The 21,375-nt window shown below is 58.5% G+C and carries 21 protein-coding genes and 1 tRNA gene; 15 read left to right on the top strand and 7 right to left on the bottom strand.

The genetic code is table 11. The annotated features are described in order from the left end of the window. Positions 1–75 precede the first annotated feature (75 nt). The 3 genes from IAU67_RS02270 (at position 76) to IAU67_RS02280 (ending at position 1,883) form a co-directional block, all read left to right on the top strand. Entirely contained in the window at positions 76–579 is a 504-nt protein-coding gene (locus IAU67_RS02270) for a hypothetical protein (RefSeq protein ID WP_151843203.1), read from the top strand. A gap of 513 nt (positions 580–1,092) precedes the next feature. Further along, positions 1,093–1,371 (top strand): hypothetical protein, encoded by a 279-nt coding sequence (locus IAU67_RS02275; protein WP_151843204.1) that lies wholly within the window; start codon positions 1,093–1,095, stop codon positions 1,369–1,371. A 230-nt stretch (positions 1,372–1,601) separates the two neighbouring features. Continuing rightward, complete coding sequence (locus tag IAU67_RS02280) at positions 1,602–1,883, top strand: hypothetical protein (RefSeq protein WP_151843205.1); 282 nt, start codon at positions 1,602–1,604, stop codon at positions 1,881–1,883. A gap of 55 nt (positions 1,884–1,938) precedes the next feature. On the opposite strand, the gene IAU67_RS02285 is transcribed toward IAU67_RS02280, so the two are convergent. The 3 genes from IAU67_RS02285 to IAU67_RS02295 all read right to left on the bottom strand — a co-directional run bounded on the left by IAU67_RS02285 (position 1,939) and on the right by IAU67_RS02295 (position 3,999). Further along, positions 1,939–2,340 (bottom strand): iron chaperone, encoded by a 402-nt coding sequence (locus IAU67_RS02285; RefSeq protein WP_225723605.1) that lies wholly within the window; start codon positions 2,338–2,340, stop codon positions 1,939–1,941. A 69-nt stretch (positions 2,341–2,409) separates the two neighbouring features. After that, positions 2,410–3,204, bottom strand: a complete 795-nt coding sequence (locus tag IAU67_RS02290; protein WP_151843206.1) for a TatD family hydrolase — start codon at positions 3,202–3,204, stop codon at positions 2,410–2,412. A gap of 3 nt (positions 3,205–3,207) precedes the next feature. Then, complete coding sequence (locus IAU67_RS02295; protein WP_225723606.1) at positions 3,208–3,999, bottom strand: tRNA threonylcarbamoyladenosine dehydratase; 792 nt, start codon at positions 3,997–3,999, stop codon at positions 3,208–3,210. 162 nt (positions 4,000–4,161) lie between these two features. On the opposite strand from IAU67_RS02295, the gene IAU67_RS02300 reads away from it, so the two are divergent. Beyond that, the gene (locus tag IAU67_RS02300) at positions 4,162–5,520 is read left to right on the top strand and encodes a Na+/H+ antiporter family protein (RefSeq protein ID WP_151843207.1); all 1,359 of its coding nucleotides are present in this window, start codon (positions 4,162–4,164) and stop codon (positions 5,518–5,520) included. A gap of 15 nt (positions 5,521–5,535) precedes the next feature. Further along, positions 5,536–6,183: a pyridoxamine 5'-phosphate oxidase family protein gene (locus IAU67_RS02305; protein WP_151843208.1), complete on the top strand. Its 648-nt coding sequence runs from the start codon at positions 5,536–5,538 to the stop codon at positions 6,181–6,183. 27 nt (positions 6,184–6,210) lie between these two features. On the opposite strand, the gene IAU67_RS02310 is transcribed toward IAU67_RS02305, so the two are convergent. Together IAU67_RS02310 and IAU67_RS02315 are read right to left on the bottom strand one after the other, a co-directional pair. Then, the gene (locus IAU67_RS02310; protein ID WP_151843209.1) at positions 6,211–7,983 is read right to left on the bottom strand and encodes an AMP-binding protein; all 1,773 of its coding nucleotides are present in this window, start codon (positions 7,981–7,983) and stop codon (positions 6,211–6,213) included. A 114-nt stretch (positions 7,984–8,097) separates the two neighbouring features. Beyond that, the gene (locus IAU67_RS02315; protein ID WP_151843210.1) at positions 8,098–9,543 is read right to left on the bottom strand and encodes an alanine/glycine:cation symporter family protein; all 1,446 of its coding nucleotides are present in this window, start codon (positions 9,541–9,543) and stop codon (positions 8,098–8,100) included. A gap of 214 nt (positions 9,544–9,757) precedes the next feature. Here IAU67_RS02315 and IAU67_RS02320 point away from each other — a divergent pair, with 214 nt between their 5' ends. The 3 genes from IAU67_RS02320 to IAU67_RS02330 all read left to right on the top strand — a co-directional run bounded on the left by IAU67_RS02320 (position 9,758) and on the right by IAU67_RS02330 (position 11,407). Next, positions 9,758–10,498 (top strand): DsbA family protein, encoded by a 741-nt coding sequence (locus IAU67_RS02320; RefSeq protein WP_151843211.1) that lies wholly within the window; start codon positions 9,758–9,760, stop codon positions 10,496–10,498. A gap of 133 nt (positions 10,499–10,631) precedes the next feature. Beyond that, positions 10,632–10,704 (top strand) — tRNA-Ala (locus tag IAU67_RS02325). A gap of 55 nt (positions 10,705–10,759) precedes the next feature. Continuing rightward, complete coding sequence (locus IAU67_RS02330) at positions 10,760–11,407, top strand: vitamin K epoxide reductase family protein (protein ID WP_225723607.1); 648 nt, start codon at positions 10,760–10,762, stop codon at positions 11,405–11,407. Positions 11,408–11,426: 19 nt separating this feature from the next. Here IAU67_RS02330 and nadE read toward each other — a convergent pair whose 3' ends face one another. Beyond that, complete coding sequence (gene nadE / locus IAU67_RS02335; RefSeq protein WP_280527186.1) at positions 11,427–12,272, bottom strand: ammonia-dependent NAD(+) synthetase; 846 nt, start codon at positions 12,270–12,272, stop codon at positions 11,427–11,429. Between the two features lie 216 nt (positions 12,273–12,488). Here nadE and ykgO point away from each other — a divergent pair, with 216 nt between their 5' ends. The 4 genes from ykgO to nrdE all read left to right on the top strand — a co-directional run bounded on the left by ykgO (position 12,489) and on the right by nrdE (position 16,025). Next, positions 12,489–12,611, top strand: a complete 123-nt coding sequence (ykgO, locus tag IAU67_RS02340) for a type B 50S ribosomal protein L36 (RefSeq protein ID WP_003852698.1) — start codon at positions 12,489–12,491, stop codon at positions 12,609–12,611. Positions 12,612–12,963: 352 nt separating this feature from the next. Next, on the top strand, positions 12,964–13,194 hold the full coding sequence (gene nrdH, locus IAU67_RS02345) for a glutaredoxin-like protein NrdH (protein WP_151843213.1): 231 nt from the start codon (positions 12,964–12,966) through the stop codon (positions 13,192–13,194). 150 nt (positions 13,195–13,344) lie between these two features. After that, entirely contained in the window at positions 13,345–13,800 is a 456-nt protein-coding gene (gene nrdI, locus IAU67_RS02350; protein WP_151843258.1) for a class Ib ribonucleoside-diphosphate reductase assembly flavoprotein NrdI, read from the top strand. 62 nt (positions 13,801–13,862) lie between these two features. Beyond that, the gene (gene nrdE, locus IAU67_RS02355; protein ID WP_151843214.1) at positions 13,863–16,025 is read left to right on the top strand and encodes a class 1b ribonucleoside-diphosphate reductase subunit alpha; all 2,163 of its coding nucleotides are present in this window, start codon (positions 13,863–13,865) and stop codon (positions 16,023–16,025) included. Between the two features lie 167 nt (positions 16,026–16,192). On the opposite strand, the gene IAU67_RS02360 is transcribed toward nrdE, so the two are convergent. Beyond that, on the bottom strand, positions 16,193–16,681 hold the full coding sequence (locus tag IAU67_RS02360) for a ferritin (RefSeq protein WP_151843215.1): 489 nt from the start codon (positions 16,679–16,681) through the stop codon (positions 16,193–16,195). A gap of 356 nt (positions 16,682–17,037) precedes the next feature. On the opposite strand from IAU67_RS02360, the gene nrdF reads away from it, so the two are divergent. From nrdF to serB, 3 genes are all read left to right on the top strand, one after another. Next, positions 17,038–18,033, top strand: a complete 996-nt coding sequence (gene nrdF / locus IAU67_RS02365; protein ID WP_151843216.1) for a class 1b ribonucleoside-diphosphate reductase subunit beta — start codon at positions 17,038–17,040, stop codon at positions 18,031–18,033. 229 nt (positions 18,034–18,262) lie between these two features. Continuing rightward, positions 18,263–19,960, top strand: coding sequence for an aa3-type cytochrome oxidase subunit I (gene ctaD / locus IAU67_RS02370; protein ID WP_151843217.1), 1,698 nt, complete (start codon positions 18,263–18,265; stop codon positions 19,958–19,960). 127 nt (positions 19,961–20,087) lie between these two features. Continuing rightward, positions 20,088–21,371: a phosphoserine phosphatase SerB gene (gene serB / locus IAU67_RS02375; protein WP_225723608.1), complete on the top strand. Its 1,284-nt coding sequence runs from the start codon at positions 20,088–20,090 to the stop codon at positions 21,369–21,371. The last annotated feature ends 4 nt before the right edge of the window (positions 21,372–21,375 follow it).

The raw sequence follows: 21,375 nt of genomic DNA on the forward strand, positions 1-21,375 counted from the left end.
TAATTTCCACTTGCCAAATGTTTTGACGTCTGTATAATCGAGCTTGCCCCAGTTCAAATTTTGTTAGGAGATAACATGTCTGGTGTGAAAACTCGCACAGTGTCGCTATGTTTGGCCTTGATTGTTCCTGTGAGTTCGGTGACTGTTGCGCAGGCAGATTCCGTATCGAAGCGTGCTTCTGTGGAGGCGCTCTCGGAGCTGGTTACAACGGGCCCTGCCCCAACGCAAGAGCAGATTGATGAGATTCATGAGTATCTCGGCCCGCAGGCGGTGGAGGAGCTTAATCGAGCTCTGCTAGAAGTAAATGATGGTGATCGTGCTCTTCCGGTGATCGCTGGTGTGGCGATTTCGGCGGTTGCGTGGTGTGCCTCTGGTGCCTTAAGCAGTGTTCCTGACTCTGTTTTGACGGACATTGTGAATCGAGGCGCGGGCGGCGGTGACTATATTCAAAATGCAGTCATTGGATGTGTAACTGGTGCTACCGGGAAAATAGCTTGGAAGGTAATTCCTCCTAGTGTGAAGCAGAAAATCTTAAACGCGGCCGTTAAGTTTTATTTGGATCATATTCGTAAAAAATAGAGGTGAGTGTGAAATATGCATAGCTGGTTAGTCTTTGCTCTGTTCGCAGGATTATTTGTGAGCTTCGCGGGAATAGCAGCTATATGTATGCCTGAGGAGCCGGCCCGTTCTCGCATTGCCGCTATTGCGGCTGCATGCTGGGCTGTCCCTGCCCTGATCAGCCTGGTACTCATTGTTAAAGATGGTACGCGAAGCCAGTCAACAGCTGAATTTTATTTTGTCGCTGGGTACGTGTTGGTTATTTCCGTAGTAGTCGATTATATGATCGAAAAGGATAAGCGGCGCGCGAAGTAGTTTTTGCCGTCCCTGGGTGTCGTGTTTTTGCAAAATAGGCGTGAAACGTCGCCGACAGTGTTGGCCACTGATTTTCAGCATAATTGCTCACACCGGTGTCGATAAGCATGCTAGGTCTAAACCCTTGTTACCTTCACGAACCTGCACAGCCACTGTGTCACTGATACACTATTCTAGCGAACACAACCACGTCTACACGAGATGAGGAGACTGATATAAATGCATAGCTGGCCATTTTTTACGGTGTTTGCTGTCAGCTTTGTGATCTGCGCGGGGTTGGCGGCGATTCGTACGCCTGAGGAGCCAGGCCGTTCGCGTATCGGTTTTATTGTGGCCATATTCTGGTTGTTTCCCGCACTAATTATTTTGGTTCTGATCCTTAGGGACGGCTCCCGGTCGGCTCCATTAGGTGAATTAATCGCGATTGCTGTATATGCCCTTATTGTATCTTCGGCGGGTACTTATGCCCTCGAGAAGCGTAAGCTTCGCAAGCAGTAGCCTGTGGGGCCATCTGATGTGGGACAGCGACTATCGCAGGGTACTCCCTTTCGGGTGTAGGTAAAAATAGAATCGAAAAGGTGTACTCAATGGTCGCCTTCGTGTGCGTTCGCGCAATGTTTACTGCGGGCTACATATACGCTACGCGTGCGGACGTAACCCAGCGTATGCCTTCCATCTGGTACGTTTGGTTAGTGAACATGTTGTCGTGACTCAGAAAGGCTTCTTGCATGTCTCAATCACGAGCTGGTCGCATGTATCATTCGATTCTCGGCCTCTGGATCGTCTCCATGGTGTTGCTCATCGGATCTGCCGCTCTGAATTTTGATAGTGGAGTGGCGACGGCATTGGTGATGGCCTCCGGTGCTACCGGTATTTTATCCGCGCTCTATGTTTATTATCTGGCGGAAAAACGTGGGAGAGAAGAAAGGGTCAACCCGCTTCTGTTGACGGTCACCGGACTTCTGGTCGCAGTATTTTTCTACGTCGTGGGTAGCACGGTCGTCATGTGAGCGATCGTGGATGTGCAACAGAGTTTCCTTGCAATAGTATTAACGCCGATCGGCACTAGCGCCAAAACCCCGTTGCTGACTTCTTGTCTTCAATATTGAATTCGATCATGCGTCGCAAGAGATCATACGGTGGCTCTGCGCCCCACGGAACGCGAAACAGGTTCGCCGTGTAGGACACACCCAGTTCTTTCAACGCCTCCTCGAACTTCGCGATCCCCACCTGCTCCGGCGCAACGGATAAATGCTTGGCCGCATACGAAAAGCCAATGATATATCTCCCATGATCCGTGAACATGGGCTGATTCCACGCAATACACACCCCAAGGTCCGGGAATGTGCTGTGAATCCAGTGAAGAAGCTCCAGCGCCTGCTGCCTATGTTCCGCGGTGGAGATTTTCTCTAAAACAGGGGAGAAGAACTCCTCCAGGTTCTCTCCCTGCGTCATCTCAACAGTCATGAACCCCAGTATTCCACCCCGCGCCCTACGATGCTCACCGTGCTCATCTCCGCACAATGAGCCGAGCCCTTACATCCCATACAGCCGCCGCTGGTTCTCCTCGATCTGTGCCGTAACATCGCTCCCCCGCAGCTCACTCAGGCGATCCAGCGTCCACCGCAGCGAACTCATCACATCGTCCGCGGCTGCCGCGCCACACGCCTCACCAACTTCAGAGGACTGACGCTTCGGCAAATCAGTCTCCAACAACAACCGCTCCGCCGGAACCTGCCTCACATACGCCCGCCCCTTCTTGGACTCCAACATCCGCGGATTTACCGAAATATACCCGCCCGCGCGCATCACCCGAGTGAGCTCGTCACTGTTCCCCGAAAACCAATGAAATACCGGCACCACCGAACTATCATGAGAATCGACGCCAGCCTGCGCCAAAATATCCACCGCCACTCCCGCGGATCTCACTGCGTGAATCGATAACACGTATGGCTCCGTATCGGCACTCCCATTATCCTCAGCACGCTGGCGGACCGTCTGAACAATGGAGCGGAAAACGTCGGATTGGAGCTCCTGGGAGGCGGAGGCCAGGCGTCGGGGAGAAAAATCAAGACCCACCTCACCAATGAAACGGGTAGTGCCCACTGCCTGTTGAAAAATACGCAGCTGCCGGTCCGCCTGCTCGCGGGATTCAATGGCCCACGGGTGAAAACCCAGCGAGGCACGTGGCACCTGCTGCTGCGCACGAAAAGACTCCGGCGTGAGCGTCTGCGGCACAATTCCACCACCGGCGGCGTCCACGGCAGACAGAAAAGCCGCACGTTCAGACAGCGGTAGAAAGTCCAGGTGATAATGGGTGTCGAGCAGCATGGCCTAAGCCTGGATACCGGCCGCAGCTAACGCTTCCTCCCGGGAACGGTACCGGCGCGGCGGACGCGGAATGTCTTCCATGCCGGCAAGCCTGCGAATCACCTTTCCCGCCAGCATTTGCCCCATAATGGGCGGCATATAACTCATCGAACCCAGATTCTCACCCTTGGAGCGGCTGGTGCTGTTTTTCCTTTTCACGGGCACCTCCGTGGAATAGAGCACCTCTAGCCCCTTAATGCGGCGCTTTCTGCATTCCGTGCGCACCACCTTGGACAGGGGACAGTTGATGGTCTTGCGGATATTCGCGAATTCCAGGTACGTGGGATCCAACTTATTGGCCGCCCCCATGGAGGACAATAGCGGCAGTTCACGATCCGCGCACCAGCCGGCGATATTCAATTTCTGGGACACTGTGTCAATGCAATCCACCACGTAATCCGGGCGGGGGAATGCGTCCAGTGTTTCGGCAATTCCTTGCGGAGTGAGAAACACCGGCTGGGCGTGGGTGATGATGTCCGGGTTGATCTCGTAGACCATGCGCTGCATCACCTCCGCCTTCTTCTGCCCGAGCGTGCTGGTGAAGGCTAGCGCTTGGCGGTTGATATTGCTTTCCTCCACCACATCCCGGTCCAACAGGATCAGCGTGCCCACGCCACCTCGGGCCAGGGCTTCGGCGCAGGCCGAACCTACGCCACCTAAGCCCACCACCATCACGGTGGAGTCCTCCAGCTTGTCCAGTCCACTATCGCCCAGGAGCAGCTTTAGCCGTGCCAGGCGCTCGCTACGAATCTTCACGTGCGTTCCTTGATCTCGTCCGTCTTGTCTGTTTCGTCCTTCACTCAAGGACAACACGATAGCCCACTCGCGCTGGCTCGCCCCTGTTGGATCCCCCACTAAGTACCCCACAATGCTTAGTGCATTTTAATCAAATATGCGCATGCGATTAATGTGTGATGAATGAATGCAGTGTTAGTCGCAGTGATCGTGATGTTGGTACTGTCCGTGTGCCGCGTTCACGTGGTCCTCTCCCTGTTCATCGGCGCCCTGGTGGGCGGGCTCCTGTCCGGCATGGGGCTGGACGCCACCATGGTGGCCTTCCAAGAGGGACTGTCCGGCGGCGCGAAAATCGCGCTCAGTTACGCCCTGCTAGGTGCCTTCGCCATGGCCGTGGCCTCGGCCGGGTTGCCGCGCCTGCTCGCCGAGTTCATCATTGGCAAGCTCGGGGTGGAGAACGAACAGACCAAAGCCACCACTATCGCCGTGACGAAGTGGCTGATGCTGGCGGGCATCCTGGCGATGGCGATCATGTCCCAGAACCTGATCCCTGTGCACATCGCCTTCATCCCGCTGATCATCCCGCCACTGCTGTCCATCTTCAACAGGCTCCGCATCGACAGGCGCCTGGTTGTCTGCATCATGACCTTCGGCCTGGTCACCACCTATATGTGGATCCCGCTGGGCTTCGGCTCTATCTTCCTCAACGACATCCTGCTGGGCAACATCAACAACGCCGGCATGGACACCACGGGCATCAACATCATGTCCGTCATGGCCATCCCCGCCCTGGGTATGTTCATCGGCCTGCTCATCGCCGTGTTCTTCAGCTACCGCAAGCCCCGCGAGTATGCCGAGAAGCCCATCGAGGGATTGAAAAAAACCGACGCCGACGAGCCCATCTCTCGCTATAAAATCGTCGTCTCCCTCGTTGCGATCCTCGCCACCTTCGCCGTGCAGATCATCATGCAGACCCAGGACACCGAAGCCGATTCCTTGCTGATTGGTGCTCTGGTGGGACTGGCTATCTTCCTGTTGACGGGTGCGGTCAACTGGAAAGAAGCCGATGATGTCTTCACCGGTGGCATGAAGATGATGGCCCTGATCGGCTTCATCATGATCACCGCTCAGGGCTTCGCCGCGGTGATGTCCGCCTCCGGCGAGGTGGAAAGCCTCGTGGCCACCTCCGCGGACCTGTTCGCAGGCAACAAGGTTGCTGCCGCGTTCGCCATGCTGCTGGTAGGCCTGGTGGTGACGATGGGCATTGGGTCCTCCTTCTCCACGCTGCCGATCATCGCCACCATCTACGTACCTCTGTGTGCAGCTATGGGATTCTCCCCAGCCGCCACGGTCGCGATCATTGGTACTGCGGGCGCGCTGGGAGATGCGGGATCCCCGGCGTCGGACTCCACATTGGGTCCCACGGCCGGACTCAACGCCGACGGCCAGCACGATCATATCCGCGATTCGGTGATCCCTACCTTCTTGCACTTCAACATTCCACTGCTGCTGGCAGGCTGGGTCGCTGCGATGATTCTTTAGCTATCATCGTGGATTATGGCGGATTACAGCGAAGGAAAATACGCAGATATTGCTTTCGACGACTATGTTATTGCGCGCCAAGAAGCCATCGGCGCGCATAACAGAGTCAATGACACGGTCGGCGGGCAGGACTTTGAGTTCCGCGACGGGGAAGTGAAACTGATCCGCTCCGCGCAACACTTTTTCCTCTCCACGGTCACGGGTGCCGGATGGCCTTACGTGCAGCATAGGGGAGGGCCTCCGGGCTTCGTGCACGTCCTGAACCACAAGACCCTGGCCTTTCCCGAGTTTCAGGGAAACATGCAGTTCGTGACGGCCGGAAACGTGGACCGGGACGGGCGTGTGTGCCTGTTCTTCGTGGACTATCCCACCCGCTACCGGCTGAAAGTGTTTGGCCACGCGCGCTTTATCGAAGCCGGCGAGGACCCGGAGTTTGAGGAGAGAATCCGGGACCTGGGAGACAGCGAAATCCGGGCGAAGATCGAAAGAATAATGGTCATCACCGTCACCGCCACGGATAAGAATTGCTCCAAACAAATCAAGCCCCGCTACACAGAGGAACAGATCCAGGAACGCCTGGACCTGTATCGCGCGGACATTAAGGAACTCAAAAACCGCGTGGCGGAATTAGAGGCGCAGCTCGAGAGCGCACAGGGTAACTAGCACAGGGTAACTCACACTGCAGCAGCGCTAATTAATCCGTGCCTCGTGCCCAGCCCAGGCCTCATCCCGGAGCTCGTTCTTCCGCACCTTTCCCGTGGACGTGCGGGGCAGCTCCTGAAGAATGCGGATGTCACGCGGCACCTTGTAGCCGGCGATGTGAGCGCGGCAGTGTGCAATGATCGCCTCCTCGATGGCCTTCCTGGCCTCCTGGTTTTCCGCGTTCTCCTGGGTCTCCGCGTCACCATCGCACACGTTCGCCGCCGCCTCTGGCCGCAGCACCACATAGGCGCGGGGGCGCTCGCCCCACTTCTCATCGGGCACGCCAATGACCGCACAGTCGGACACGTCCGGGTAGCTGACCACGGCCTGCTCCACCTCGATGGTGGAGATGTTCTCGCCGCCGGAGACCACCACGTCCTTCGCGCGGTCCAGCAGCTGAATGTAGCCGTCGGGGTGCTTCACGCCCAGGTCGCCGGTGTGGAACACCCCGCCGCGGAAGGCTTCGGCGGTGGCGGCGTGGTCCTTAAAGTATCCGGCCATCACGCCGTTTCCACTCAAGACAATCTCGCCCATGGTGGTTCCATCGAACGGCACATCCTCCACCAGGTCGGAGTCCTTCTCGGTTTCCTTGATGACTCGCACCTGCTCATTGGTCACCATCGCCACTCCCTGCCGGGCTTTGAGCACCGCGCGGCGTCGGACGGTCATGTCCTGCCAGTTCGGCTGGGGTTCGCACACGGTGTAGGGCCCGTAGGATTCGGTCAGGCCGTAGACGTGCGTGACCTCCACGCCCAGGTTTTCGCATCGGGTGATGATGGTGGGGCTCGGCGGGGCGCCGGCGGTGACGATGGAGAGATTCTTCACGCGCTTTTTATTGTCATCGTCCACCAGGGTGGTCAGCACGGCCGGAGCGCCGCACATGGCCGTCACGCCCTCGTCGGTGATGAGACGCCACATGTCCGGGCCGCGAACCGCACGCAGCGCCACCTGGGTGGCCGTGACCGCCATGGAGGCCCAGCCGGTGCACCAGCCGGAGCAGTGAAACATCGGCAGGGTCCACAGGTAGACCGTGTCCTTGGTGAACTTCTGCGTCTGCACCTCGCCCAGTGCGTTGAGGTAGGCGCCGCGGTGCGTGTACACCACACCTTTGGGCTTGCCGGTGGTGCCGGACGTGTAGTTGATGGCGATGGCTTGGCGTTCATCGGCCACGCGGTAGGTCAGCCGCTCACCGTCGCGATGTGGCTGAAGGTAGCTGCTGAATGTCGTGATGATGTCCGACGCCAACTCCACATCCCCCAGGTCCGCGCCCGGTTCAGTCCCGTGCTCGTCGGCAATGAGGATGAGGCGCGACAGGTCTCGATCCACGGCCGTCACCGCGGCGGCCAGCAGGTCCCGCTCACCCAGCACGATGCTGATGCTGGAGTGGTCCAGGATGTAGGAGACCTCCGCGGGAGCCAGTCGGGTGTTGATCGCGACCACCACGGCGCCGGCCAGGGGGATGGCGAATTGCGCCAGGAGGGCTTCGTAGGAGTTGGCGGCTAGCACGCCCACACGGTCGCCGGGCTGGATTCCATCGGCGCGGAGTGCGCGGGCGAAGGCTTGGGCGTCGGCATCGAATTCACGGAAGGTGATGCGGCGCGGCCCGTCCACGCAGGCGATTTTGTTGGGACTGATTCCGGCGCTGCGCTGCAGGAACCGTAACGGAGTGAGGGCCACGTTCAGTCCGTCGCCGTAGGTGGGGGCGGGCTCTGGGGCCGTGGTGACAAGGGTATAGGGCACATCGGAGGATGGAGTATTCATGGAAATACCCTATAGTTTCGTGGAACATAGAAGGGGCGTTTTCGATGAAATACATCGAAAACGCCCCTGTTGTGGTTCACACGGTGTGGGGGAGGCTCGAGATCTCCGAGTGCTTTAGGCTCCCGAGCGCCACGGGTTGTTGGTGTCCACCAGGAACTGGTGCACATCCTCCGGCTTCGCGCGCAGCTTCGGATCGAAGTCCAGGTACGCCTTGGTTTCGCGGGCGATGAGGCCAGACAGAACCAGCAGACCCACCAGGTTCGGCAGAGCCATCAGGCCGTTGGCGAGGTCGGCGAAGGTCCACGCCAACTCCAGCTCCGTGGTCGCACCGAGGAACACCACGCAGGTAAACGCGGCGCGGTAGGGCAGGGACGCCCACAGGCCGAACGCGCGCTCCGCGTTGCGCTCACCGTAGTAGGACCAACCCAGGATCGTGGAGAAGGCGAAGAACACCACGGAGACGGATACGATCGTGCCGCCCCAGTCCGCGCCGATGCCGCGGCTGAAGGCTTCTGCGGTCATCGTGCCGGCGGCGTCGGCACCACCTTTCCACGCGCCCGTCGTGACGATGACCAGTCCGGTCATGGTCACCACGATGATCGTGTCAATGAACGTCTGCGTCATGGAGACCAGGCCCTGGCGGACAGGGTGTGTGGTCTTCGCTGCGGCCGCAGCAATGGCCGCGGAGCCCATGCCGGACTCGTTAGAGAAGATGCCGCGGGCCACACCCATGCGCAGAGCTGCGATGATGGTGGCGCCCAAGAAGCCTCCGGTGGCGGCGGTGCCGGTGAAGGCGTCGGTAACAATCATGCCCAGCGCTGCGGGGATTTCGCCGGCGTGCTTGCCCAGAACGATCAAGCCGCCGCCGATGTAGATCACGATCATCAGCGGCACGAAGGCAGAGGTGACCTTACCGATGGACTGGATGCCGCCCAATAGCACCGTTCCCACCAGTACGAACATGATGATGCCGGTGATCCAGGGATCCACATGGAAAGTGTCCTCCAAGCCGGTGGCCACGGCGTTGGCCTGGGTGAGGTTACCGATACCGAAGGAGGCGATGATGGCGGCGATGGTGAAGAACCAGGCCAGGAACTTACCGAAGCCACCCTGGATTCCCTCGGAGAGGTAGCGCTGCGGACCACCGGAAATGTGGCCGTCAGCATCCTTGGTGCGGAAGCGGACACCCAGGAAAGCCTCCGAGTACTTGGACGCCATGCCCAGAAGACCCGTGACCCACATCCAGAACAGCGCGCCGGGACCACCCACGCCGATGGCGGTGGCCACACCGACGATGTTGCCCACACCCACCGTGGCGGCCAGTGCCGTGGTGAGCGCCTGGTACTGGGTGATGTCACCCGCGCCGCCTTCGTCGTTACGGTCGATGAGTCCGTGGCGCAGGGCCACGCCGAGGGTGCGGAACTGGAGACCCGCCAAGCGAATCGTAAGGAAAATTCCTGTTCCCAGCAGGAGAGGGATCAGGAGGAATGGGCCCCACAGGATAGATCCGGCGGTGCCCAGAATCTCGTTAAGCCGGTCTGCAAATGAAACGTCATCCATGGACGGTTAGATTACTCTGTGCGCAGGCAGTTTCACTAGGGAATGCGCAAAAAATCATGGCAAAAGTCCTAGAACGCTGCCAGTTTGCTGGCAATGGGGGTAGGGAAGATGCTAACTGTCTGTCAAAAGGGCACATGAGGCCCCGTAGGGCTTGGTAATTTTACGTGGTGGTTGGAATAATGATTCGGGTATAAAACGCGAAAGGACTACTCCGTTGAGTCAGAAGATTAAGGCGCCACAGCAGGATTCCAGCAAGGGATTCATCTGGGGCATCGTCGCTATCCTCATCATCGCGGCCGTGGTAGGCGGCCTGTTCATCAAGAAAAACAGTGACCATAATGCTGCCGGTATGGATATGCCACAACAGGACGTTGCATTCGACGTCTCCTTCAAGGACAACGCCGTTGTCCTGGCCTCCAAGGATCTGAATCCAGACGCAAAAACGGCTGTGATCTACGAAGACTTCTCCTGCCCGCACTGTGGAGAGTTGGCGGAATCCGATCACGAGAACCTCCTGGCGGCGTTGAACAACGGCGACATCAAGGTGGAATACCGCATCCTGAACTTCCTGGACGACCCCGAGCGTCGCTCCTCCTCCCGGGCCGGCGCAGCCGTCATCGACCTGGCCAAGGAAGGCAACGCCAAGGGCTTCTGGAACCTGCAGCAGTACATTTTCGCCAACCAGGTTGAGGTGTCCCGCACCTGGGGTAACGAGGAAATGGCCCGCGCCGTGTCCAGCTACGGCGTGGACCAGTCCATCGTGGACGGCGTGAAGAGCGGCAAGAACCAGGAAGCTACCCAGAGTGTCTTCCAGGCCAACAGCGACAAGCTGTCCAAGCAAGCTGGCCAGGTGTCCACCCCTCGCATCTTCGTGGATGATAAGGAGATCGAGCTGGTGGCCGATAAGAATACCGGCTCCATCAAGTCTTGGGTTCCCGAGGTTGTTAACCCTTAAGCATTGGAAGCGTGTGATGCCTGCGATTGTTTGATACAGCGCGGGCGTACAAAAAGTCCCCAACCAGGCGATTTGTTTAGTCGCTTCACGGTGATGTAGGCTTTTGACGTTCGAGAGCACACACGCTTTCCACGGGGCTATGGCGCAGCTGGTAGCGCACCACACTGGCAGTGTGGGGGTCACGGGTTCGAGTCCCGTTAGCTCCACAAACAGCCACCGGGAATACCCGGTGGCTTTTTCACACAAGTGGCAAGGACGACCATGGCTCAGAACACCTTCAACGAATCCACGAGCAACAACTCCACCAACAACTCCACGGCCCTCCCGCGGGAGGACAGGTCGGGCGGGTGGGGAGCCACGAAGCTGTTCGGTGCCACGATGCTCATCCTGGCCACCATCGGCGAGTTCTTCTCCTTCCTCATCACGGTGGACAAGATCGCCCTGCTGGTCGACCCCACGTTCGTCCCCGCCTGTACGTTCAACGAGGTCGTCTCCTGCAGTGACGTCATGCAATCACCGCAGGCCAACGCCTTCGGATTCCCCAACCCTCTCATCGGCATCCTGGGCTACGGCGTGGTCATGACCATCGGCGTGGTGCTCATGACGGGCGCTAAGCTTCCCCGGTGGTTCTGGTGGTGCACGCTCGCCGGCATGACCTTCGGGATCGTGTTCGTCCACTGGCTCGCCTACAGCGCGATCTTCGTGATCGGCGCCCTGTGCCCGTACTGCATGGCCGTGTGGGCGATCATGATGCCGCTGCTCATCATGACAATGGTTCACATGATGCGCGAGATCCGTCGCGACCGCGGGGACGTCGTGGCGCACTCCGCGTTCGGCATGCCGCTACTGGTGGTCATTGCCTGGTACCTCGGCGTGGCCGCGGTCATCTGGATTCAGCTCTTCATGTAACGAGCGCCACCGCTGATAACTAGCGCCACCACTGGTCGTGAGGCGTGACGGGCATGGCCCGCTTATGGCGAGTTCGCCTCCACCAGGATTCGATGATCGCTGCGGCGTCGGCGTCGATCTCTCGTCCCTCGAGGTAGGCGTCTATATCTTTATATCCGACGCCCAACGCCACCTCGTCCGGAAGCGCCGGCCTGTCTTCCTCCAGGTCCGCCGTGGGCACCTTTTCCCAGGTGGAATCCGGGGCGCCCAGATGGCGCAACAGGGACGCGCCCTGGTTCTTCGTCAGGCCCGCCAGCGGGATCAGGTCGGCTGCGCCATCGCCGTGCTTGGTGTAGAAGCCGGTGACGGCCTCCGCGGCGTGATCGGTGCCGACCACCAGGGCGCCCACCTGGCCGGCGAGGGCGTATTGGGCGATCATGCGCGCGCGGGCTTTAATGTTGCCCTTGTTGAAGTCCGTGATGGGGGAGCCGTCAAGGGCCTCGGCGGTGGCGCGGGCCATGGCGTCCGTGGAGTCCTTGATGTTGATGGTCAGCGCGCGGCTGGGCTGGATGAAGCGCAGGGCGATCTGAGCGTCCTGCTCGTCGGCCTGAACGCCGTAGGGCAGGCGGACGGCGTAGAAGGTGAAGGAGTGTTCAGCCTCGGTGCGTTCAGCGTTGGCGGCGTTGAGCTCATCCACCGCGAGCTGGCAGAGCTTGCCAGCCAAGGTGGAGTCCTGGCCACCGGAAATCCCCAACACCAGGCCGCGGGCGCCGGTGGAGAGCAGGTAGTCCTTGATGAAGGCCACGCGCCGGGCGATCTCCGCGGCGGGGTCGATGGTGGGGGCGCAGCCGAGCTCCTCAATGATCTGTCGGCGCAGGGGAGACAGGTGGTGGTCGTCAGTGGACGGGGTAGAGTTCATGAACACCATAGTAGCCACCGTGGGGTATGAAGAAACCGTAGCTCATTTGTGTTTTTTGCTAGGTGCTGGGTAAACTAATCGCTTGTGTTTGAGTTCGAGGCTCACTGGGCGCTAGCTTAGATGTTCGTCTAACAGCACCCGCCAGCCCGAACGCTTTGGAATAGATGAGGAAAGGAGCGCCCAATGAAGGTTCGCAAGTCCCTTCGGTCGCTGAAGAACAAGCCGGGCGCTCAGGTCGTTCGTCGCCGTGGCAAGGTTTATGTGATCAACAAGAAGGATCCACGTTTCAAGGCTCGTCAGGGCTAATCCTTTTAACAGCGCGACTCTTGAACCAACCCCTTCTCCGCGAGTGACGCGGGGGAGGGGTTGTCGCGTGTGTGGGGTGGAGCTGTAGCGCGCACGGGGTGGGTTGTGGTGGTGCTCACGAGAGTGAAATTACAAGAATGTTTTTTTACCGTCTAGATGTTGTAGCTCCGCCAGAATACGACCTGCGAATTCCATAGTTGTAACTACTACATCTAGTGGTATAGGGCTTTCTGTGGCCCTAAATATTGTGTTTTCCATGTTGTCTCCCCGCCCGATTCTGTGTAAGCTCAAGCACGTCACAATGATGGAACACAGGCCATCACTCACCGCCGCTTTTCAGGAAGGTCACGCCATGATCACTCTCTACACCAAGCCAGCTTGCGTTCAGTGCACTGCAACAAAGAAGGCCCTTGATAAGGCTGGCTTGGAGTACGAGACCGTGGACATCAGCCTGGACGACGAGGCTCGCGACTACGTCATGGCCCTGGGTTACCTCCAGGCACCCGTCGTGATTACCGAGGACGGCCACTGGTCCGGCTTCCGCCCAGACCGTATCCGCAGCCTGGCCTCTGCAGCCGCCTAAGAAGCTCTACAACCCGGCGCTTCACCTCACACACCACGCCGGCACGTGCCGACGCCCGGCGTCGGTATGTCATAGGCACGTCATGGTGACGGGCGTTGGACACGTCATGTCGGCGTGATCCTGGACGTCACGTCGGAAAAGAGCAGCACCATGCTGATTACCTATTTCTCCTCCACCACGCTCAACACCCACCGATTCGTGCAGAAACTGGGCATTGACAACGTGCGGATTCCCTTGCGAGCCAGCGAGGGCGAGCTGATCGTGGATCAACCACACGTGCTGATCGTCCCCACCTACGGTGGCGGCGCCAGCATTTCAGGAGACTTCAGCAGGCCGGTGCCCAAACAGGTCATTCGATTTTTGAATAACCCACACAATAGGGGACTGCTGCGCGGCGTGATCGCCAGCGGAAACCTGAACTTCGGCCCAGACTTTTGCAAAGCCGGCGAGGTCATCGCAGCGAAATGCAAGGTTCCCTACCTCTATAGATTCGAGCTGATGGGCACGGATGAGGACGTGGTCCGAGTGCAGCAGGGGCTCGCCGAATTCGAACAAGCGCTCCGATCTGAACACCGCTGGGGAGCGGATGTGAGACCGTCCGTGTAAAACGGACAACGTAGAACGCACGAGAAGACACACCAGAAGAAAGACACCAAAGGTACAAGCGAATGACTTCCACCGAACTCGGAAAGACCGTGGCGGAGCCTGTCCACCAAGCCGAGCAACTCGACTTTCACGCGCTCAACGCACTGCTGAACCTGTACGACGAGAATGGCAACATTCAATTCGATAAGGATCGCGAAGCAGCCAACCAGTACTTCCTCCAGCACGTGAACCAGAACACGGTCTACTTCCACGACCTGGAAGAAAAGATCGATTACCTGGTCAGCAACAAGTACTACGACCCGGAGATCCTGGACAAGTACGACTTCGCGGACATTAAGGCCCTGTTCAAGCGCGCTTATGCCAAGAAGTTCCGTTTCCAGTCCTTCCTGGGGGCGTACAAGTACTACACCTCCTACACCCTAAAGACCTTCGACGGGCGGCGCTACCTGGAGCGCTTCGAGGACCGCGTCAGCATGGTGGCGCTGGGCCTGGCTGATGGTGACGTGGAGCTGGCGGGACACCTCGTCGATGAGATTATCGACGGCCGTTTCCAGCCAGCCACCCCGACCTTCCTGAATGTGGGTAAGGCTCAGCGCGGCGAGCCTGTGTCCTGCTTCTTGCTTCGCATCGAGGACAACATGGAGTCCATCGGCCGCTCCATCAACTCCGCACTGCAGCTGTCCAAGCGCGGCGGCGGCGTGGCACTGCTGATGTCCAACATCCGCGAAGCCGGTGCGCCCATTAAGCACATCGAAAACCAGTCCTCTGGCGTGATCCCCGTGATGAAGCTGCTGGAAGACGCGTTTTCCTACGCCAACCAGTTGGGTGCCCGCCAAGGTGCGGGGGCTGTGTACCTGCACGCGCACCACCCGGACATCCTCAAGTTCCTGGACACCAAGCGCGAAAACGCTGACGAGAAGATCCGCATTAAGACCCTGTCCCTGGGCGTGGTGATCCCGGACATCACCTTCGAGCTGGCCAAGCGCAACGATGACATGTACTTGTTCTCTCCTTATGATGTGGAGCGCATTTACGGCAAGGCCTTCGCCGATGTGTCCATCACGGAGCACTACGAAGAGATGGTGGAAGATCCACGCATCCGGAAGAAGAAGATCAACGCCCGTCAGTTCTTCCAGACGCTGGCGGAGATCCAGTTCGAGTCCGGCTACCCGTACATCATGTTTGAAGACACGGTGAACAAGGCCAACCCAATCGACGGCCGGATCACCCACTCCAACCTGTGCTCGGAGATTCTGCAAGTCTCTACTCCATCCGAATTCAACGCGGACTTGAGCTACGCCACCATCGGTGACGACATCTCCTGCAACTTGGGATCGATGAACATCGCGGCAGCCATGGACTCCGAGGATTTTTCCAAGACCATCGAGACCGCTATCCGTGGCTTGACTGCCGTCTCTGACCAGACGTCCATTGATTCCGTGCCATCCGTGCGCCAGGGTAACGACCACTCCCACGCTATCGGCCTGGGGCAGATGAACCTCCACGGCTACTTCGGCCGTGAGCACATCTACTACGGCTCCGAGGAATCCTTGGACTTCACCAACGCGTACTTCGCAGCCGTGATGTACGAGGCGCTGAAGGCATCCAACAAGATTGCCATCGAGCGCAAGACCAAGTTCGACAACTTCGAGAACTCGGACTACGCTACGGGCGCGTTCTTCGACGCGTACGACCCTGCAGACTTCGCACCGAAGACCCAGCGCATCCAGGAGATCTTCGAGGCCTCGTCCATTCACACCCCGACGGCCGAGGACTGGGCAGCGCTCAAGGAATCCGTGATGGAGCACGGCATTTACAACCGTAACCTTCAGGCCATCCCGCCCACAGGCTCGATTTCCTACATCAACAACTCCACGTCCTCGATCCACCCGATCGCGTCAAAGATTGAGATCCGTAAGGAAGGCAAGATCGGCCGTGTGTACTACCCAGCGCCACACATGACCAACGAAAACCTGGAGTACTACCAGGACGCCTACGAGATCGGCTACGAGAAGATCATTGACATCTACGCGGCGGCGACGAAGTACGTGGACCAGGGGCTGTCCTTGACCCTCTTCTTTAAGGACACGGCCACCACCCGTGACATCAATCGCGCGCAGATCTACGCATGGCGCAAGGGCATTAAGACCATTTACTATATCCGCCTGCGCCAAACGGCCTTGGAAGGCACGGAGGTTGAAGGCTGCGTATCCTGCATGCTGTAGCTGTAACAGGCCGGCGCGTCACAGACAACAGGCTCTGTGCGCACTGGGTCTTTGCGCTGCTCAGGCTCACAACACATAGCGAAGACCCCGTCCCTTGAACTTAAGGGACGGGGCCAACGCTAGTTAGTATCTGAGGAATTCCCTTTGAGGGAATCGAGAGGGGAGGCTTAGCGGCTACCCAGCTGAGCGTCAATGCGCAGCAGGCCGGATCCGTCGTTGCCCACCAGCTTCAGGTGGTCGATGATCTCGCTGACGGTAGCTTCCTCTTCGATCTGCTCGTCCAGGAACCAGTTCAGCAGGGAGCGGGAGTCGATGTCCTTGGTCTCCTCAGCCACGGCAACGATCTCGCGGATCAGGCCGGAGACGTGCTTCTCGTGGTCCAGGGCTGCCTCGAAGGCGTCCAGGGGAGTGGAGATCTTGATGGAAGGCATGTCGATGTTCTCAACATCCACGCGGGCGTCGCGGTCCAGCAGGTGGTCAGCGAACTTCTGTGCGTGCTCGCGCTCCTCGTCGGCCTGTGCGAACATCCAGTCGCGCATGCCGGTGAAGGACAGACGGTCGAGCTCGTAGCCGAGCTGAGTGTACAGCAGAGCTGCCTTGTGCTCTGCGGTGACTTGGTCGTTGATGATCTTCTGTAGTTTCTCGTTGATGCTCATGAACCCGACTATAGACACACAATGACGGGTCTGCCACTAAGTTTGCACTGCCTTTTTGCAGGTCAGGGACCATAAACAACAGGAAAGGCTGGGTTAACTTAGGGATCGCTGCGTGATAGTAAAAATATGATCATGACCAGGACTTTTGTAAAGATTTATGATCGCTACCGGATGAACTTCGTAGCGGCGTAAACAAGCCACTATGCCCCCACATGAGCAAAAAAATTCTTCAAAAATTTTTTCCGACGGGCGTTGCGACGGGGAGTCAGGGCAGCTTCTGACCGTTATGGGGTCTTCGTGTCGCAAAGGGGATATAGTCGGGAAGGTAAAGTCCGATTTGAAGGAGCGCATGGGCAATGACGGCACGTAAGCCACTGTCCCCAGCACATCACCAGGCTGGGGAACCTATTTCTGCCATCAACTGGAACAACATTCCAGACGACAAGGATCTTGAGGTCTGGGACCGACTCACTGGAAACTTCTGGCTTCCGGAAAAGGTCCCCCTGTCCAACGACGTTCCCAGCTGGTCCACCCTGAACGAACACGAGCGTCAAACCACCATGCGCGTGTTCACGGGCCTGACGATGCTGGATACCATTCAGGGCACCGTGGGTGCTGTGAAATTGATCGACGACGCCGTCACGATGCACGAAGAGGCCGTGTACACGAACATCGCCTTCATGGAGTCCGTCCACGCGAAATCCTATTCCTCTATCTTCATGACGTTGGCCTCCACGCCGGAGATTAACGACGCCTTCCGGTGGTCGGAAGAAAATGAGCACCTGCAGAGGAAGGCGGATACGATCCTCAATTTCTATGAGGGCGATGATCCGCTGAAGCGGAAGATCGCCAGCGTGCTGCTGGAGAGCTTCCTGTTCTATTCGGGCTTCTATCTTCCGATGTACTGGTCCTCGCACGCCAAGCTCACGAACACTGCGGATATTATCCGTCTGATTATTCGCGATGAAGCTGTGCATGGCTACTACATCGGTTACAAGTACCAGCGCGCTTTGGAGAAGGAGCCCCAGGCCCGTCGGGATGAGCTGAAGGATCACACCTTCGAGTTGATGTTTGAGCTCTACGACAACGAGGCTCAGTACACCGAGGACCTCTATGACGAGCTGGGGTGGACCGAGGATGTGAAGCGCTTCCTGCGGTACAACGCCAACAAGGCTCTGAATAACTTGGGGTATGAGGGACTGTTCCCGGCCGACGAGACTCGGGTTTCCCCGGCGATCCTGTCGGCACTCAACCCGGGTGGTGACGAAAATCACGACTTCTTCAGTGGTTCCGGCTCTTCTTACGTCATTGGTAAGGCCGAAAACACCACGGATGAAGACTGGGACTTCTAAACAGCACCCCCAAAACGTGGGTTCCGCAGCACTCATGAGGGACTCAGCTATTTAAATCGACGTTTAAGGGATAACATAGGAGCTATTCCTATGTCCCATAGGTATGTTTCGACGATCGGACCGCAGTTTTTCCAGCGATCAGCTCGCCAGCAGACCAGTGGATGTAAGGATCCAAAAAACTTGGGTGACCAGCACGACGAGCTGATCACCGCGTAGTCAGGAGGAACGAATGACCGCAGTAGCGCCACGGGAGGGTCAAGAACTCACCCCGTCTAGGCCTGCTCCTTTCGGTAAGGCTCCACGCGGAAGCCTTGCTTGGAAGATGCTGACCACCACCGACCACAAGCTTCTGGGCATCATGTACATGATCATGTCCCTGAGCTTCTTCATGATCGGTGGCCTTATGGCACTGTTGATCCGTATCGAGCTTTTCGAGCCGGGTATGCAGTTCCTGTCCAACGAACAGTTCAACCAGCTGTTCACCATGCACGGCACCATCATGCTTCTGCTGTACGGTTCCCCGATGGTGTTCGGCTTCGCAAACTACGTCATGCCACTGCAGATTGGTGCGCCTGACGTTGCCTTCCCACGTCTGAACGCCTTTGGTTTCTGGCTGACCACCGCCGGTGGTGTAGTCATGATGGCCGGCTTCCTCACCCCTGGTGGTGCAGCAGACTTCGGTTGGACCATGTACTCCCCATTGTCTGACGCTGTTCACTCCCCAGGCGTTGGTTCCGACCTGTGGATCCTGGGTGTTGGTGTTGGTGGTGTTGGTACCATCCTGTCCGCCGTGAACATGATCACGACCATCCTGTGCCTCCGCGCTCCAGGTATGACCATGTTCCGCATGCCTATCTTCACGTGGAACATCTTCGTGACCTCCCTGCTGGTTCTGCTGATCTTCCCACTGCTGACCGCAGCAGCCCTGGGTGTTCTGTACGACCGTAAGCTCGGCGGCCACCTGTACGACCCAGCTAATGGTGGAACCATCATGTGGCAGCACCTGTTCTGGTTCTTCGGCCACCCTGAGGTGTACGTCCTGGCGCTGCCATTCTTCGGTATCGTCTCTGAGATCTTCCCAGTGTTCTCCCGCAAGCCAATGTTCGGCTACGTGGGTCTGGTGTTCGCAACCCTGTCCATTGCTGCTCTGTCCATGGCCGTGTGGGCTCACCACATGTTCGTGACCGGCGCAATCCTGCTGCCATTCTTCGCCTTCATGACCTTCCTGATCGCGGTTCCTACCGGTATGAAGTTCTTCAACTGGCTGGGCACCATGTGGGGTGGCCGCATCACCTTCGAAACTCCGATGGTGTTCGCCCTGGGCTTCTTCTCCACCTTCTTGTTCGGTGGTCTGACCGGTGTGATGATGGCAGCTCCTGCACTGGACTTCCACATCTCTGACTCTTACTTCATCGTTGCTCACTTCCACTACACCCTCTTCGGTACCGTGGCCTTCGCATCCTTCGGTGGTATCTACTTCTGGTTCCCGAAGATGACTGGCCGCATGCTGGACGAGCGCCTGGGTAAGCTTCACTTCTGGCTGACCTTCGTGGGCTTCCACACCACCTTCCTGATTCAGCACTGGGTCGGTAACATCGGTATGCCACGTCGTTACGCTGACTACCTGCCAACCGATGGATTCACCATCTACAACCAGATCTCTACGGTCGGTGCGTTCATCCTGGCAATCTCCGTGCTGCCATTCCTGTGGAACGTCTTCAAGTCCGTACGCTACGGTGAGGTCGTTACCGTGGATGACCCATGGGGCTACTCCAACTCCCTGGAGTGGGCAACTTCTTGCCCTCCTCCACGTCACAACTTCACCTCCATGCCACGTATCCGCTCCGAGCGTCCTGCGTTCGAGCTGCACCACCCACACATGGTCAAGCGCATGCGTGACGAGGCACACGTTGGACCTCACTTCTAAAACAGTGTGTCCCAGGCCGTAACTGCCTGAGACAACGGGCCGTCTCCCAACTACGCGGGAGGCGGCCTTTTTTGCGTTGCTCACCCGATAACGAGCGCTGGAGCGGCACTGTGAAAGAATAGAGCCCGTGAGCACCAACAATGAGACCGAATTTCACGACGCCCTGCAGGACACCCTCAGCGACGGCAAGGCCCCAGCGATCATCACCATCACCGGCAAGAAGGACAAGCCCGGTGTGACCGCCGCCTTCTTCACCGTCCTGACCGAATACGCCGTTCAGCTGCTGGACATTGAGCAGTCCGTATTCCGCGGAAGCCTCTCGCTCGCCGCGCTGGTGGGCGTGGCTTCCGACGAGCTCCCCGCCTTGGAGCAGAGCCTGGTGGAAACCCTGGAGCCTTACGGCATGTCCGTGAACGTGGACTCCGACGAGCACTTGAGCAGCACTCGTCCACAGTCCTCTCACGTCATGGTTGTCATCGGCCGTCCGGTCACCGCCGCTCACATCTTCAAGATCGGCGAGACGCTGGCCAACCATGGTGCCAATATCGACGCGATCCACGGCATCGCTGATTACCCCGTCACGGGCCTGGAGCTCAACGTCACGGTCGCAGACCCCACCCCGGGCGGTGGCGTGGAACTGCGCAAGGCCCTGGCTGCCCTGACGCGAGAGATTGGCGTGGACATCGCGATCGAGCGTGCGGGACTGGCTCGCCGCTCCAAGCGACTCATCTGCTTCGACGTGGACTCCACCCTGATCCAGCAGGAAGTGATTGAGATGCTCGCTGCCTTCGCCGGCAAGGAGGCCGAGGTAGCGGAGGTGACGGAGCGCGCGATGCGCGGTGAGCTGGACTTCGCCGAGTCCCTGCATGAGCGCGTGAAGACCTTGGCTGGTTTGGACGCCAGCGTGGTGGATCGCGTTGCTCGCTCGATTGAGCTCACCCCTGGAGCTCGCACCACCATCCGTACCCTCAAGCGTCTGGGCTACAAGACCGGTGTGGTCTCCGGTGGCTTTATTCAGGTGATTGAGCCGCTCGCCCGTGACCTGGGCCTGGACTTCGCCCGCGCAAACACCTTGGAGATCAAGGATGGTGTGCTGACCGGCCGAGTGATTGGTCCGGTGATCGACCGCAAGGCCAAGGCGGAGTCCTTGAAGGAGTTTGCGTGGTCCAACGGCATTAAGCTCAACCAGACCGTCGCGGTGGGCGATGGCGCGAATGATATCGACATGCTCTCCACCGCAGGTCTGGGTATTGCATTCAACGCCAAGCCGGCTTTGCGTGAGGTAGCCGATGCCGCGGTGAACCACCCGTTCTTGGATCAGGTGCTGTTCATCCTCGGCATTCCGCGCTACGAGATTGAAGATGCTGACCTCCGGGACGGCACCTACCGCCGCCCCCAGCTAGAGATCTAGCGCA

The organism is Corynebacterium zhongnanshanii, from assembly GCF_014490575.1.
In the GTDB taxonomy this organism is placed as follows: domain Bacteria; phylum Actinomycetota; class Actinomycetes; order Mycobacteriales; family Mycobacteriaceae; genus Corynebacterium; species Corynebacterium zhongnanshanii.

Bases quoted from the DNA above. Each gene is read 5' to 3' on its own strand.
- IAU67_RS02270 (WP_151843203.1), top strand. From the start codon at position 76: ATGTCTGGTGTGAAAACTCGCACAGTGTCGCTATGTTTGGCCTTGATT.
- IAU67_RS02275 (WP_151843204.1), top strand. From the start codon at position 1,093: ATGCATAGCTGGCCATTTTTTACGGTGTTTGCTGTCAGCTTTGTGATC.
- IAU67_RS02280 (WP_151843205.1), top strand. From the start codon at position 1,602: ATGTCTCAATCACGAGCTGGTCGCATGTATCATTCGATTCTCGGCCTC.
- IAU67_RS02285 (WP_225723605.1), bottom strand. From the start codon at position 2,340: ATGACTGTTGAGATGACGCAGGGAGAGAACCTGGAGGAGTTCTTCTCC.
- IAU67_RS02290 (WP_151843206.1), bottom strand. From the start codon at position 3,204: ATGCTGCTCGACACCCATTATCACCTGGACTTTCTACCGCTGTCTGAA.
- IAU67_RS02300 (WP_151843207.1), top strand. From the start codon at position 4,162: ATGAATGCAGTGTTAGTCGCAGTGATCGTGATGTTGGTACTGTCCGTG.
- IAU67_RS02305 (WP_151843208.1), top strand. From the start codon at position 5,536: ATGGCGGATTACAGCGAAGGAAAATACGCAGATATTGCTTTCGACGAC.
- IAU67_RS02310 (WP_151843209.1), bottom strand. From the start codon at position 7,983: ATGAATACTCCATCCTCCGATGTGCCCTATACCCTTGTCACCACGGCC.
- IAU67_RS02315 (WP_151843210.1), bottom strand. From the start codon at position 9,543: ATGGATGACGTTTCATTTGCAGACCGGCTTAACGAGATTCTGGGCACC.
- IAU67_RS02330 (WP_225723607.1), top strand. From the start codon at position 10,760: ATGGCTCAGAACACCTTCAACGAATCCACGAGCAACAACTCCACCAAC.
- ykgO (WP_003852698.1), top strand. From the start codon at position 12,489: ATGAAGGTTCGCAAGTCCCTTCGGTCGCTGAAGAACAAGCCGGGCGCT.
- nrdH (WP_151843213.1), top strand. From the start codon at position 12,964: ATGATCACTCTCTACACCAAGCCAGCTTGCGTTCAGTGCACTGCAACA.
- nrdI (WP_151843258.1), top strand. From the start codon at position 13,345: ATGCTGATTACCTATTTCTCCTCCACCACGCTCAACACCCACCGATTC.
- nrdE (WP_151843214.1), top strand. From the start codon at position 13,863: ATGACTTCCACCGAACTCGGAAAGACCGTGGCGGAGCCTGTCCACCAA.
- IAU67_RS02360 (WP_151843215.1), bottom strand. From the start codon at position 16,681: ATGAGCATCAACGAGAAACTACAGAAGATCATCAACGACCAAGTCACC.
- nrdF (WP_151843216.1), top strand. From the start codon at position 17,038: ATGACGGCACGTAAGCCACTGTCCCCAGCACATCACCAGGCTGGGGAA.
- ctaD (WP_151843217.1), top strand. From the start codon at position 18,263: ATGACCGCAGTAGCGCCACGGGAGGGTCAAGAACTCACCCCGTCTAGG.